The 13,785-nt window shown below is 72.4% G+C and carries 13 protein-coding genes; 5 read left to right on the top strand and 8 right to left on the bottom strand.

Translation table 11 applies throughout. The features are described from left to right. Positions 1 to 70 precede the first annotated feature (70 nt). A complete protein-coding gene (locus tag FHX44_RS12190) occupies positions 71 to 1,555 on the top strand; it encodes a glycosyltransferase family 39 protein (RefSeq protein ID WP_246170330.1) in 1,485 nt (494 codons plus the stop codon). A gap of 4 nt (positions 1,556 to 1,559) precedes the next feature. On the opposite strand, the gene FHX44_RS12185 is transcribed toward FHX44_RS12190, so the two are convergent. Further along, a complete protein-coding gene (locus tag FHX44_RS12185; RefSeq protein WP_147255882.1) occupies positions 1,560 to 1,997 on the bottom strand; it encodes a nuclear transport factor 2 family protein in 438 nt (145 codons plus the stop codon). 84 nt (positions 1,998 to 2,081) lie between these two features. On the opposite strand from FHX44_RS12185, the gene FHX44_RS12180 reads away from it, so the two are divergent. Further along, positions 2,082 to 2,639 carry a TetR/AcrR family transcriptional regulator gene (locus FHX44_RS12180; RefSeq protein ID WP_147255880.1) on the top strand — a complete coding sequence of 186 codons (558 nt, stop codon included), beginning with the start codon at positions 2,082 to 2,084 and terminating at the stop codon, positions 2,637 to 2,639. A 605-nt stretch (positions 2,640 to 3,244) separates the two neighbouring features. Here FHX44_RS12180 and FHX44_RS12175 read toward each other — a convergent pair. From FHX44_RS12175 to FHX44_RS12165, 3 genes are all read right to left on the bottom strand, one after another. Next, positions 3,245 to 3,802 carry a dihydrofolate reductase family protein gene (locus FHX44_RS12175; RefSeq protein WP_147255878.1) on the bottom strand — a complete coding sequence of 186 codons (558 nt, stop codon included), beginning with the start codon at positions 3,800 to 3,802 and terminating at the stop codon, positions 3,245 to 3,247. A gap of 114 nt (positions 3,803 to 3,916) precedes the next feature. Further along, positions 3,917 to 4,759 (bottom strand): class I SAM-dependent methyltransferase, encoded by an 843-nt coding sequence (locus FHX44_RS12170; RefSeq protein ID WP_147255876.1) that lies wholly within the window; start codon positions 4,757 to 4,759, stop codon positions 3,917 to 3,919. A 7-nt stretch (positions 4,760 to 4,766) separates the two neighbouring features. Continuing rightward, a complete protein-coding gene (locus tag FHX44_RS12165; RefSeq protein ID WP_147255873.1) occupies positions 4,767 to 6,110 on the bottom strand; it encodes a dipeptidase in 1,344 nt (447 codons plus the stop codon). A gap of 198 nt (positions 6,111 to 6,308) precedes the next feature. Here FHX44_RS12165 and FHX44_RS12160 point away from each other — a divergent pair, with 198 nt between their 5' ends. Beyond that, positions 6,309 to 7,973, top strand: a complete 1,665-nt coding sequence (locus tag FHX44_RS12160) for a fatty acyl-AMP ligase (protein ID WP_147261114.1) — start codon at positions 6,309 to 6,311, stop codon at positions 7,971 to 7,973. A gap of 16 nt (positions 7,974 to 7,989) precedes the next feature. Here FHX44_RS12160 and pth read toward each other — a convergent pair whose 3' ends face one another. Together pth and FHX44_RS12150 are read right to left on the bottom strand one after the other, a co-directional pair. Then, positions 7,990 to 8,574: an aminoacyl-tRNA hydrolase gene (gene pth / locus FHX44_RS12155; RefSeq protein WP_147255871.1), complete on the bottom strand. Its 585-nt coding sequence runs from the start codon at positions 8,572 to 8,574 to the stop codon at positions 7,990 to 7,992. A gap of 2 nt (positions 8,575 to 8,576) precedes the next feature. Continuing rightward, complete coding sequence (locus tag FHX44_RS12150; RefSeq protein WP_147255870.1) at positions 8,577 to 9,221, bottom strand: 50S ribosomal protein L25/general stress protein Ctc; 645 nt, start codon at positions 9,219 to 9,221, stop codon at positions 8,577 to 8,579. A gap of 491 nt (positions 9,222 to 9,712) precedes the next feature. On the opposite strand from FHX44_RS12150, the gene FHX44_RS12145 reads away from it, so the two are divergent. Further along, entirely contained in the window at positions 9,713 to 10,480 is a 768-nt protein-coding gene (locus FHX44_RS12145; protein ID WP_147255869.1) for a DUF4190 domain-containing protein, read from the top strand. A 68-nt stretch (positions 10,481 to 10,548) separates the two neighbouring features. On the opposite strand, the gene FHX44_RS12140 is transcribed toward FHX44_RS12145, so the two are convergent. Together FHX44_RS12140 and glmU are read right to left on the bottom strand one after the other, a co-directional pair. Further along, on the bottom strand, positions 10,549 to 11,520 hold the full coding sequence (locus tag FHX44_RS12140) for a ribose-phosphate diphosphokinase (RefSeq protein WP_147255866.1): 972 nt from the start codon (positions 11,518 to 11,520) through the stop codon (positions 10,549 to 10,551). 5 nt (positions 11,521 to 11,525) lie between these two features. Next, positions 11,526 to 13,031 (bottom strand): bifunctional UDP-N-acetylglucosamine diphosphorylase/glucosamine-1-phosphate N-acetyltransferase GlmU, encoded by a 1,506-nt coding sequence (gene glmU, locus FHX44_RS12135; RefSeq protein ID WP_147255864.1) that lies wholly within the window; start codon positions 13,029 to 13,031, stop codon positions 11,526 to 11,528. 240 nt (positions 13,032 to 13,271) lie between these two features. Between glmU and FHX44_RS12130 the strand changes: the two genes are divergently transcribed. Beyond that, positions 13,272 to 13,742: a L,D-transpeptidase gene (locus FHX44_RS12130; RefSeq protein WP_147255863.1), complete on the top strand. Its 471-nt coding sequence runs from the start codon at positions 13,272 to 13,274 to the stop codon at positions 13,740 to 13,742. The last annotated feature ends 43 nt before the right edge of the window (positions 13,743 to 13,785 follow it).

Here is a 13,785-nt window from a genome sequence, read left to right as displayed (position 1 = left end):
GTGCGGTGGACGCCGGGGTCAACCGATCGATCGACCCGTGCCACGTGGGTCGGGCCCTAGCGTTGATCGGGTGACGGTCGAACAGCAGGTACCGGTGCGGGTGCTGCCCGCGTTCAGTCGTGGGGCGGTGGGTGCGGTGGCCGTCGCGGTGGGTGTCGTGCTGACGGCCGTGAGCGGGCAGTACGGCTACTTCGGCGACGAGCTGTACTTCGTCGCGGCAGGTCACCACCTGGACTGGGGGTACGCCGACCAGCCGCCGCTGCTGCCGCTGATCGCGCTGCTGATGGACACGATCGCCCCTGGTTCGGTGGCGGTGTTGCGGATCCCGGCGACGCTCGCGATCGTCACGGCGGTGGTGCTCGCCGCGCTGCTGGCGCGGGAGTTCGGCGGCGCCAGGCGGGCCCAGCTGCTGGCGGCGGGCGCGGTGGCGGTCTCGCCAGGGTTCCTGGCAACCGGCCACCTGCTCGCCACGTCCACACTCGACCCGGTCGCCTGGATCGCGGTGACGTACCTGCTGGTGCGCTGGGTCCGTACCCGGTCGGACGGGCTGCTGCTCGCCGCGGGGATCGTCACCGCCGTCGGGCTGCAGGCGAAGTTCCTGATCGTCGCGCTGTGGGCGGTCGCGATCGTCGCCGCGTGGTTCTGCGGGCCGCGCGAGCTGCTGCGCAGGCGTGCGCTCTGGGCAGGCGCCGGGATCGCGGTGCTCGCCACGATCCCGACGCTCGTCTGGCAGGCCCGCAACGGCTGGCCGCAGCTGGAGATGGGCCGGGTCGTGGCCGAGGAGAGCGTCTATGCCGGCGGGATGATCGGGTTCCTGCCGCTCGGGTTCTTCGCATCCGGGCTGCTGGTCGGCTCGGTGCTGGGCGTGATCGGCGTCGTGCGGCTGCTCCGGGTTCCCGAGCACCGCTTCCTCGGCGTCACGGCACTGGGTGTCGCCCTGCTGTTCATGGTCGCGGGCGGGCGCCCGTACTACATCGCAGGCGTGCTGCCGCTGTTGTGGGCCGCCGGGGCGGCACGCGTGGAGCAGGTGCGCCCCGCCGCCTGGTGGCGCTGGACGACTACGTGGCCGGCGTACGCCCTGACGGCGGGAGCGCTCCTGGTGGTGAACGTGCTGCCGGTCCAGCCGGCATCGATGCACGCCGACCAGCCGCTCCAGATCGGCAACTTCCAGCGCGACGAGATCGGCTGGCCCGCGATGGTCGCCGACGTCCAGGCGGCCTGCCGGGCGCTGCCGCCGGACGTGGCACGCGACGCCGTGGTCGTCACGGGGGACTACTGGAGCTACTCGGCCGTCCAGAAGTTCGCACCGGAGTTGCCTTCGTTCAGCTTCAGCCGCGGTGCGGCCTGGTTCGGTACGCCGCCGGAGGAGTCGGGTGCCGTCGTGTTCGTCGGCGACCCGACGGCGATCATCGGCGCGTTCCGGACCGGCACCTGGATCGGCCGGCTGGACAACGACGAGCGCGTCGCGAACCTCGCGCAGGGCACCCCGATCTACCTGCTGGAGGGGCGGCGGGTGCCGTGGGCCCAGCTGTGGGAGTCGGCCCGCCGGCTGTGAGCGGTCAGGCCGCGGAGAGGGCGGCGACCAGGTCCTGCGTGCGCCCGAGCAGCGCCGCCATCGCGATCGAGTCCATGTAGTCGTCGTACTCCACGATCTCCCCGTCGCGCACGCGGACGACGCCGAGCGCGCGGAAGCGGTACGGGCCGCCCGATCCGTGCGAATAGCCGTGGTGCTCGATCTCGACGACGACGACCTCCGGGTCGTCGGTGTCCCGCACGATCATGTCGACGCCCTCGACCTCGAGCAGCGACCGCCGGGCGGACGCGGCGCGGTGGTACTCGCGGATGGTGTCGCGGCCTTTCATCTCGCGAGGCATCCCGGGGGGAGCGAAGGGGTAGCGCAGGACGCCGTCGGCGGCGAAGAGGTCGCCGAAGACCACGCCTTCCCCGGCGACCATCCGGCGCACGTCCTCGACGACCTCGCGCGGGCTGCGGCTCATGTGATCCTCCCTGGATCGGAACTAGAATCGGAACGGTGACCCCGCTTAGAAGATACGGAACGCGCGCCCCGGTTAGCAAGCGCCATGCCTGAGCGGAGCCTGCGCGCGGACGCCCGCCGCAACCGCGAGCGCGTTCTCGACGCCGCGCGGCGTGCATTCGCCGAGCAGGGCTACGCGGTGCCGCTCGACGAGATCGCCGCTGCCGCGGGGGTCGGCCCCGGGACCGTCTACCGGCACTTCCCGACGAAGGAGGCGCTGTTCGAGGCGGTGTCGGTGGCGAACGTCGAGGAGCTCGCCGCCGACGCCCGTGCACGGGCCGAGGCCGCCGACCCGGACCTCGCCTTCGGCGGCTTCCTCGACCGGCTGGCGGAACAGGCCTTCACCAAACGCGACCTCCCCGACGCGTTCGCCGGCGCGGGGACGGACGCCGTGGCGGCGGTGGTCGCCGACATGCACGACGCGCTCGGTGTCCTCCTCGCGAAGGCGCAGGAGGCCGGTGGTGTCCGCCGGGACGTGACCGTCAGCGACCTGATCGCACTGCTCAAGGGCCTGCTGCACGCCGTGCGCACCGACCCCGACCCGGACGTCCGGCACCGGCTGCTCGCGGTGATCCGGGACGGGCTCCGTCCGAAGGATGGGTGAGGATCAACCTTTCGACCGATCCGGTGACGCGGCGAGCGGCCTAACGTCAGTGACAGCGCGGGCCGGGTTGGGGGACCCGGGAGGGGAGTCCCGCGCTGCACGACCGGCCCCTGCCGTACCGACGGCGGCAGTGGGCCGGTCGGCACGGTCTGCGGCCATCGGGCCTCGCCCGGTCGGTGACCGGGCGAGGCTCGACGCCTGCCGGCGACCCGCAGCCTCCCCTCAAGGGCCAGGGCTACCGTGCAGATTCCCGGTCCCCCGGGCGAACTGTCACGCTGCCGCGCGCGCCTGCTCCCTGTCACGGTCGATGGCTCGCTGTGCGCGAGCATTCGCCCCCGGCAACGGCACGACGCTCTGATGGCGGGCAACCGGGGTCTGGGGTTTCACCGCAGGGTGAGATTAGCGATGCGGGGTACGCGCCGTCCAGGTGTGGAACGGCCGGACCGGGAGCCACGCTGCCGACCGGGTCGAGAGGGGACGGTGCCCGGCCGGCAGCACTGCGGCGTGGCCCGGGGGACTCTGGGACCGACGCCACGAACCACGCTAGCCCGGACGGGACCGGCCGGAAGCCCGCGAACAGAGCAAACGTGCTGCGCCGGGCCGGATCAGGCGCACACCTGGTAGTCGAGCAGGACGAGACGGTCGTCGATCACCGTGGTGCCGCCGAGGCGAAGATCGACGTCGGGAAGTCCGGCGAACACCGGACCCTCACCGGTGGTGCCGCGGATCGTCGGGAAGACCATCACCCGGACCCGGTCGACCAGGCCGAGCCGGAAGAGGCTGCGCACCAGGGAGACGCTGCCGATGGTGCGCATCGGCAGCCCGTCGGCCATCGCCTTCAACGCGGGCACCGCGGTCTCGACCGGCTCGTCGACGATCGTCGTGTTGGCCCACGTCAGCGGCGGCGTGAGCGTCTTCGAGAACACGATCTTGGGGAGCTCGGCCATCCGTGGGAACGTCGGGTCGTCGCCGTTCGCGACGATCTCGGACATCAGCCGGTACGACGTCGCGCCCATCAGCATGACGTGGTCCTCGGCGAGCTGGGCGTGCATCCAATCGAACAGTCCGGGGGTTCCGTAGCCCCAGTACGGTTCCGCCCGCGTCGGCTTGCTGGAACCGAACCCGTCGACGGTGCTGAACATGTCGACCTGCAGCTCACGCACAGTTCCTCCTCGTCCGGGCGGCACGGGAGCGGTGCCGCGTTCGGTGGGACGTCGAACGGGCGGCCCGGGAATCGACACCACCACCGCACACGCACTCCGGCCGAAGCGCGGAGCTCATCCCCGCCTGACGACGCGGCCGTCAGCCCATTCGATGCGCTGTCCGGCACGGAGGACGCTCAGGTAGCGACGGGGAACCCGGTCGCCCATCCGCGTGCGGACGCGCTCGGCGACCGCGTCGAGCAAGGGCTCGCGGACGTCGGGTTCGAGGCGCCGGTACAGCGACTGGGAGCGAAGGAGATCGGCGAAACCGGCCCCGTCGAACCACTGGACGGTCGGGTACCAGCGCACCGCGGGTGGACCGAACAGGCCGGCGGGATCGCCGGGATCGTCGACGACGCCCCAACCCTCGTCGGTCGCGCGCACGTCCTCCTCGAGCGGCGGATGACCCCAGCCGGGATTCCCGGGGGAGAACCGTTCGTGGAGATCGGCGGTCTCGGCGTACACCTCCGGCTCGCCGGGCCTTCGGACGACGACGTGGCCGAGCAGGGCGATCCACCCCCGGGCGTCGAGCACACCGTGGGCCCGCTGCCAGCCGACCGAGGGGTCGACCCAGTGCCATGACGACGCAGCCACAAGGAGGTTGTAGCGGCGGCCGCGGTCGTCCCACTCCTCGAACGTCGACGTCTCGACGTCGACGCCGGGGACGTCAGCGAGCCGTTCCCGGGCGAGCGCGGCCATCCCCGCTCCCGGCTCGACGGCCGTCACCGAACATCCGAGCCGTGCCAGCGAGCGCGTCGCCTGGCCGGTGCCGCACCCCACCTCGAGCACCGTGGCCTGCTCGTCGACGCCGGTGATGGTCGCGAGGTCCGCGAAGAGCTCGTCGGGGTATCCGGGACGGACCCTGTCGTACAGGGCCGGCACCTCGTCGAACAGCCGGCCGACCGGATTCCCGCCCATTCCGCGGCTACTCGCCTGCGAGCTCGGCCAGCATCAACGCCTCCGCCAGCACGGCGCGGCCGAACATCGCGAGGTCGAGGCTCTCGTCGATGCCGTGCCAGCGGCTCGCCGGATCGCCGACGCCGGTCACCAGCACGGCTGCACCGGGGAACTGGCGGGCGAACTCCGCGATGAACGGGATCGAGCCCCCGATGCCGGTCTCCACCGCCGGGTTGCCGTAGGCCTCGGTGAAGGCGCGCCGGGCCGCGTCGTACGCGGTGCCGGCGGCCTCGATCGTGAACGGTTCGGCGATCCCCGGTTCGGGCGTGACGGTGACGTGGGCGCCCCACGGCACGTTGGCCTCGAGGTGGTCGGCGAGGGCGCGCTGTGCCTTGACCGCGTCGTCGCCGGGCGCGAGCCGCATGCCGACGCGTGCCCTGGCCCTCGGCAGCAGCACGTTCGACGACTCGGCCACCCGCGGGGCGTCGATCCCGAGCACGGCGACGGCGGGCTTCGCCCACGCGCGCGTCGGGATCGTGCCGCTGCCGATCAGCTGCACACCGTCGAGCAGGCCGACGTCGGAGCGGAACACGGCCTCGTCGACGTCCGGGGCCTCGGAGGTGCCGTGCACGAGCCCCGCCACGGCGACCTCGCCGTCGGCGTCGTGCAGCGTCGCGAGCGTGCGGCACAGCGCGGTGAGAGCGTCGCCGACCGGGCCGCCGTAGACCCCGGAGTGCGCAGGCCGCTCCAGCATCGCGACCTCGACCGTGACGTCGACCAGCCCGCGGAGGCTCGTGGTGAGCGCCGGGACGTCGACCGCGGGGTTGGCGGCGTCGGCGATCACGATGACGTCGCACGCCAGCAGCTCGTGGTGGCTGCGCAGCAGCGCGGGGAGCGTGGGCGAGCCGGTCTCCTCCTCGCCCTCGACGAACAGGGTGACCCCGACCGGCGGGCGGCCACCGTAGGCCCGCAGCACGGCGAGGTGGGTCATCACGCCGGCCTTGTCGTCGGCGGCGCCGCGGCCGTAGAGGCGGCCGTTGCGCTCCGTCGGTTCGAACGGCGGGGTGGTCCAGAACTCGTCACCACCGGTGGGCTGCACGTCGTGGTGGGCGTAGAGCAGCACCGTGGGCGTGCCGGCCGGGCCGGGGAAACGCGCGACGACGGCCGGGGCACCACCGTCGGCCGCGATGATCGTCACGTCCGCCGCGCCCGCGTCGCGCGCCAGCTCCGCGACGGCCTCGGCGCTTCGGCGGGTGTCGTCGGCGTGGCCCGGATCGGCCCAGATGCTGGGGATGCGCACGAGCCGCTCGAGGTCGGCACGGGCGCCCGGGAGGACGGCGGCCACGGAGGCGGCCACGGACTGCTCAGACATGCATTCGGATACTAGCGCCCCCGACCGGACGTCCTGCACGAATCTCGACGGCCCAGCTTCCCGCTGGCCGCACCGGCCGAGTACGCCCGGTACGAGGCCGGTCCACCGGCACACCCAGCGGAAACCTGGATCCGCCGATATCCACACAGCACTTCCGGTCGGGGGCACTGGTGACGGAAAGACCGTAAGTTGGTGACCATGTCCCGGTTCCTCGCGATGTTGCTGGACTCCGCCGCGCGCTCTCCCCGGGGGATGACGACGGGCGAGCCGAAGCAGCCGGTGCGGCGCACGTGGCCCGAGGTGCACGCCATCGCCCGCCGGATGGCGGCGACCCTGCGCGCGGGGACCGCCGATCTCCCCGCGGTCGAGCACGGTGCCGCGGTGGGCGTGCTCGCGGGGGAGCCGGTGTCGATCGCCCCGGCCGCGCAGGCCGTGTGGCTGTGCGGGGGCAGCGTCACGATGCTGCACCAGCCCACCGCGCGCACCGACCTCGCCGCCTGGGCGGAGGACACGGTGTCCGTGCTGCGGATGATCGACGCGCGGCTCGTGCTGCTCGGCGCACCGTTCGACGCGCTCGCGCCCGTGCTCGCCGAGCGCGGCATCCCCTTCCGGGCGCTCGAGGGGCTCGGCGAGGGCGACATCGAGCCGTCCGCGGATGCCGCCTCCGAGGACGACACGGCACTCCTGCAGCTCACGAGCGGGTCGACCGCGGAGCCGAAGGCCGTGCGGATCACCCACCGCAACCTCTTCGCCAACCTCTCCGGAATGGTCGAGGCGTCGAAGCTCGACGTCGAGCGGGACGTGATGGTGTCGTGGCTGCCGCTCTTCCACGACATGGGGATGGTCGGGTTCCTGACCGTCCCGATGACCACGGGGCTGGAACTGGTGACGGTCACGCCCGTCGACTTCCTCAGCCGCCCGCTGCTGTGGGCCGAGCTGATCTCGAAGTACGGCTGCACGGTCACGGCGGCGCCGAACTTCGCCTACGCCGTGCTGGGACGCCAGCTCGCACGCGCCGAGGAGGGCTCGCTCGACCTCTCCACGTTGCGGATCGCGCTCAACGGCGCCGAGCCGATCGACCCGGAGGCCGTGGAGGCGTTCACCAGTGCGGGCGCGAAGTTCGGGCTGCGGCCGGAGTCGGTGCTCGCGGCGTACGGGATGGCGGAGACCGCGCTGGGCGTGTCGTTCGCGCCGGTCGAGACCGGTCTGCAGGTCGACACGATCGACGCCGACCAGCTGGAGTCGCACCGGCGTGCGGTACCGGCCGGGGACGCCCCGGCCCGCCGGTTCCCCCGCCTCGGGCCGCCGCTGCCCGGCGTCGAGGCTCGCGTCGTCGGCGACGACGGCCGTGTGCTCGGCGAGCGCGAGGTGGGCGTGCTGCAGCTGCGTGGCGATTCGGTGACCCCGGGGTACCTCACCGTCGACGGACCGGTCGCCACCCAGGACGCCGACGGCTGGCTCGACACCGGCGACGAGGGCTACCTCGCCGACGGCGACGTCGTGGTGTGCGGCCGCCGCAAGGACGTGATCATCATGGGTGGCCGCAACATCTACCCGACCGACATCGAGCGCGCCGCGGCCACCGCCGACGACGTGCGCGCGGGCAACACCGTCGCGGTGCGCGTGCCCGCCGGTGGCGAGGGTGGGCGGCACCGCGAGTCGTTCGCGGTGGCCGTCGAGTCGCGCAAGGCCGGTGACGCCGAGGCCGAGCAGCTGATCAAGAAGGACGTGATCCGCCGCGTGGTGTCCGCGGTGGGCGTGCGGCCCGCCGAGGTCGTGGTGCTCGGCCCGGGCACCCTCCCGAAGACGCCATCGGGGAAGCTGCGCCGCGCCGCAACCGCCGAGCTGCTCCGGGGCCGCTGACTCCCTTTCCGACGAATCAGCCGCTGAGTGCGTGGAACCTGTTCTGCGTGGGCTCCAGGCCGTCGGAGAGCAATGCCTCAGCGGCGTCGGCCGCCAGGTCGATCGCCAGGTCCAGCTCCTTGCGCTCCGTGCTCGAGAAGCGCTTGAGCACGAAGTCGGCGGGGTCCTGGCGGCCCGGCGGACGGCCGATGCCGAACCGCACGCGCAGGTAGTCCTTCGTGCCGAGCGACGCGCTGATCGAGCGCAGCCCGTTGTGGCCACCCTCGCCGCCGCCGCGCTTGAGCCGGATCACGCCGAAGCCGAGGTCCAGGTCGTCGTGGATCACGACGAGATCCTCGACCGGCACCGAGAAGTACCGGACGAGGCCGGCGACCGGCCCGCCCGAGACGTTCATGTAGGTGCGCGGCTTCGCGAAGACGACCCGGCGGCCGGCGAGCCTGCCCTCCAGTACGTCCGCGCCTGCGCGGTGCTTGGAGAACCGCCCGCCGCCGGCCCGCGCCGCGAGCAGCTCGACGACGCCGAACCCGACGTTGTGCCGGGTCTCGGCGTAGTCCGGGCCGGGGTTGCCGAGCCCGATCACCAGTGCGGGGCCCGGCGACATGCTCAGCTCTCCGAGCCGGCGGACTCCGATGCGGCCGGGGTCGAGGGCGGCTCCTCGACGACGCCGGCGGCCTCGAGGTCGACCTCACCCTCGAGCTGCGCCTCGGTGGGCGACGGGACGATGTTGACGACGAGCAGCTCCGCGTCGGCCTTCAGCTCGGTGCCCGCGGGAAGCTGCACGTCGGAGGCGTGGATCTGGGTGCCCACCTCGAGGCCCTCGACGGAGACCTCGATCTGCTCGGGGATGCTGGAGACGTCGGCCTCCACCTCCAGCGTGTTGAGCTCCTGGCTGACCATGGTGCCCGGCGCGGCGTCGCCGGTGACCACGAGCTGGACCTCGACCGACACCTTCTCGCCCCGCCGGATCACGAGCAGGTCGACGTGCTCGATGTACGGGCGGATCGGGTGCGTGACGACCGTCTTCGTCAGGGCGAGCTGCGGCGTGCCGCCGATGTTGAGGGTCAGCACCGCGTTGCGGCCCTGCTCGCGGATCACCCGGGCGAACTCCACCTGCGGGAGCGACAGGTGCTGCGGGTCGGTGCCGTGCCCGTAGAGCACGGCGGGGATCTTCCCGGCACGACGGGTGCGGCGGGCTGCGCCCTTGCCGAACTCCGTGCGGGTCTCGGCGTCGATACGGGCCTCGGCCACGGTGGTTCTCCTCGATCGGTACTGCTGCGGTGGAAGCGCGCGCGACGAGGCAGACCGGTGGGACCGGAACTGCGTCGATCACGGCGGGCCAGCGTGCACCCGCCCTCGCCGCGGAACGGTCATCAACGATACGCGACGGCCCCGGGCCTCGTTCCGCCCGGGTGCTCCGCCACCCACCCCGCGAGACGCAGCAGGGGGCTCCAGGTAACGGCCGCCTCTCCACACCCGAGTCCTTGATCGGCGTCGGGGACCGCACGATCCGGAGAACGCTCCCCATGACTCAGCCCTGGACTCCCCAGCAGGGCCACGGCCACCAGCCGTACGGCCCGCTCCCGCCGCAGTCCCACCGGCCCTTGCCGAACCCCCGACCGGAGGCGCAGCCACCGTACGGACCGCCTCCACAACGCGCCTACCCGCGGCCGCCGCAGCAGTCGCGCCCATCCCCGAGGGGACCCGACCACGGCGGCAGGCAGCCGTACGAGCCGCCGCCCGTGCAGCGGTCGTACGAGCCGGCGCCGCCTGCGAGCCACCGGCGGGCCGAGCCGCGCAACGGGCTCGGACTGGCGGCCGCCATCGTCGGTCCGATCGGCATCCTCTTCGGGCTCGTCCCGCTCACCGGGTTCGTGGCCGTGATCTGCGGTCTCGTCGCCGTCCCGCTCGCGCTCGCAGGCCGGTCCCGCTACAAGAAGCGAATCGCGACCAACGGCCGGACCGCTGTGGCGGGTCTCGTGTCGGGCATCCTCGCGCTGGCGCTCGGGGTGTGGGGCATCACGATCGTGTTCCAGGCGACCAACGAGCTCGTCGCGACGCTGGAAGGGGCGGCCCCGGTCTCCTCCGGGCCGGTGGCAGGTGGCGGGCCGGACGCGCCGGCGGATGCCGCTGCGTTCGACCAGCGGGTGACCTTCGACGACGGTGTGGCGGTCGAGGTGACGGCGCCGCAGGCGTTCACCCCCGGTCGGTACGTGTTCGGGAACGAGCGGGACCGCGCCGTGAGTTTCGAGATCACGATCGTCAACGGATCGGACCAGCCGCTCGACACGGCCACGGCGATCGTCCGGGCCACGCATTCCGGCCGGGATGCCCCACTGATCTTCGATCTCCAGAACGGCATGAAAGGCCCACCGCAGGGCACAGTCCTGCCCGGCAAGTCGATCACGTTCCCGGTCGCGGTATCGATCGGGAAGGATGTCGCCGATCTCCAGATCGACGTCAGCCCCGGATTCGTCGGCGACCCCGCGATCTTCTCAGGCCAGGTCTGAACCATCGCCAGCCGGGGCGTGGGAGACCGCGACCCGCGTGCATCGAGAGCGCGACTCGCGGGGAGAGGTCAGGCGTTGCCGTTGAACAGGCTCGTGACCGAGCCGTCGTCGAAGACCTCGTGGATGGCGCGGGCGAGGAGCGGGGCGATCGACAGCACGGTCATCGTCGGGAAGCGCTTCTCGTCCGGGATGGGCAGGGTGTCGGTGAAGATCACTTCACGGGCACCGCAGGCAGCCAGCCGCTCGGGGGCAGGCCCGGAGAGCACGCCGTGCGTGGCGGCGACGACGACGTCCTTGGCGCCCTCCTTCAGCAGCACCTCGGCGGTCTTCGCCACCGTGCCACCGGTGTCGATCATGTCGTCGATCACGACGCAGAGCCTGCCCTCGACCTCGCCGACCACCCGGTTGGCGATGGCCTCGTTCGGCTTGCGGGGGTCGCGGGTCTTGTGGATGAACGACAGGGGAGTGCCGCCGAGCGTCTCCGCCCACCGCTCGGCCAGCCGCACGCGGCCGGAGTCGGGGGAGACGACGGCGAGCTCGTGGTCGGAGTAGGTGCGCTTGATGTGCTCGGCGAGCACCGGCAGCGCGAAGAGGTGGTCGACGGGGCCGTCGAAGAAGCCCTGGATCTGGGCAGTGTGCAGGTCGACGGTCATGATGCGGTCGGCGCCCGCGACCTTGAACATGTCGGCGATCAGGCGGGCCGAGATCGGCTCGCGGCCACGGTGCTTCTTGTCCTGGCGGGCGTAGCCCCAGAACGGCATCACGACCGTGATCCGTTTGGCCGACGCCCGTTTCAGCGCGTCGACCATGATCAGCTGCTCCATGATCTGGTCGTTGATCGGCGCTGAGTGCGACTGCAGCACGAACGCGTCGCAGCCGCGCACCGACTCCTCGAACCGGACGAAGATCTCACCGTTCGCGAAGGAGTACGCCGACTGCGGCGTGATCGTCACGTCGAGGTGCTTCGCCACCTGCTCGGCCAGCTCGGGGTGCGCCCGCCCCGAGAAGAGCATGAGGTTCTTCTTGGGGGTCGCCGACATCACGCTCACCGTGCTGTGCCTCCGTGGACGTCGATGGCCGGGTCGGCCGCACGAGCGGCGGCCTCGGCGGCCGGGGTGCCGGGTCGCTTGCGGGCGACCCACCCCTCGATGGTGCGCTGTGACCCGGCCGACACCGCCAGCGCCCCCGGCGGTACGTCCTCGCGAACAACGGTGCCGGCGCCGGTGTAGGCACCGTCACCGATGTGCACCGGAGCGACGAACGTGTTGTCCGATCCCGTCTTCACGTGCGACCCGACCACCGTGCGCTGTTTGCGTACCCCGTCGTAGTTGACGAACACGGAGGAGGCACCGATGTTGCTGTGCTCGCCGATCGTGGCGTCGCCGACGTACGTCAGGTGCGGCACCTTGGTGCCCGCCCCGATGTCGGCGTTCTTCACCTCGACGAAGGTGCCGATCTTGCCGCGCTCCCCGAGCCGCACGCCGGGCCGCAGGTAGGCGAACGGCCCGACGGACGCGCCCGGACCGATCGTGGCGTCGCTGCCGTGCGTGCGCACCACCTTGGCGCCCGCGCCGATCTCGCAGTCGGTGAGCGTGGTGTCGGGGCCGATCTCGGCCCCGCCGGCCACCGACGTGGCGCCGTGCAGCTGGGTGCCGGGGTGCAGCACGGTGTCGGGCTCGAGCCGGACCTGCACGTCCACCCATGTGGTGCCCGGATCGATCACCGTGACGCCTGCGTACATCCACTGCTCGAGCAGGCGCCGGTTGAGCTCGGCCCGCATGGCGGCCAGCTGCACGCGGTCGTTGACGCCGCGTAGCTGCCAGTCGTCGCTGCAGCGGACGCCGCGCACGTCGGCGCCGTCGTCGTGGGCGATCTTGACCAGGTCGGTGAGGTACAACTCACCCTGGCTGTTGTGGGCGCGCAGTCGGTCGATCGCGGCGAGCAGGAACGCCGAGTCGAAGGCGTACACGCCGGAGTTGACCTCCCGCAGGGCGCGCTGCTCCGGGGTGGCGTCGACCTCCTCGACGATCCGCGTGACGGTGCCGTCGGACTCGCGCACCACCCGGCCGTAGCCGGTGGGGTCGTCGACCTCGCTGGTGAGCAGCGTCAGCGGGACGCCGAAGGCCGCGTGGTCGGCGAGCAGCGCGGCCAGCGTGGGCGGTTCGAGCAGCGGCACGTCGCCGTAGGTGACGACGATCGGCCCCGCGAGGCCCGCGGGCAGCGCGTCGAGCGCGCAGCGGACGGCGTGGCCGGTGCCGAGCCGCTCGTGCTGCTCGGCCACGACCACCGGCCGGGTGAGCTCGTCGACCATCCCGTCGATCGCCTGCCGGACCTGGTCGGCCCCGGCCCCCACGACCACGACCAGGTGCTCGGGCTCGAGCGCGGCCACGGCGTGCACCGCGTGGCCGAGGAGGCTGCGGCCTGCGATGGGATGCAGGACCTTCGGGATGGCGGACCGCATCCGCGTGCCCTCACCTGCTGCCAGCACGATGGCCGCCGCCGGCCGGGACGGTGTGGCGCCGGACGATCCTCGCCCGTGCGGGTCGAGCATGGAGTCGACTCCTGGTTGTGGCCGGGACCGGCGCGGCAGGGGACGGCGATGCCGCGTCGGGCGCGGCTCGACGCGCCGGTGCCGGCGGTCGGGACCGACCGATCGTACGGGTTCACCCGACGGTGTGCCGCTGCCCGGTGAGCCCTCGTAACCACCGACGACGCCCGTCGTTGTCCGGGCCGGGCACTCTGAGTGCCGGAGTCGTCACACACCGGCGGCATCTCGACCCGAAAGGCTTCGATGGGCAAGCACAGCAGGGCGGCGCGCGTGCGCGTGCGCTCGCTGACGGCGGCCGTACTGGTCGTTCTCGGCGGTTTCGGGGTGGCCGGAACCGCCCAGGCGGACGACGGTCTCGTCGAAGGCACCCCCTGCACCGACGACGTGCGTGCGTGCGTCGACCTGGGTTCGAAGCGCGCGTGGCTCATCGACGACGGCGTGATCGTGCGCGGGCCGGTGCAGATCAGCCCCGGTGGCCCGGGCCACGAGACCCCGAAGGGGGACTTCCGGGTCGAGTGGAAGGACACGAACCACCGCAGCGTCGAGTACGACGGCGCGCCGATGCCGTTCGCGGTCTTCTTCGCCGAGGGCGGCATCGCGTTCCACGAGGGCAGCCTCCGCAGCCCGTCGAAGGGGTGTGTGCGGCTCGGCCACGACGACGCCGTGGAGTTCTACAACTTCCTCGAGGTCGACGACGCGGTCGAGGTGCATTAGGGCTGTGAGCGGCGCGTAACACGTACGAAACGACCACTCGGCG

It is taken from the genome of Pseudonocardia hierapolitana (genome assembly GCF_007994075.1).
In the GTDB taxonomy this organism is placed as follows: Bacteria; Actinomycetota; Actinomycetes; order Mycobacteriales; family Pseudonocardiaceae; genus Pseudonocardia; species Pseudonocardia hierapolitana.
This window is presented reverse-complemented; position numbering and strand designations above follow the sequence as displayed.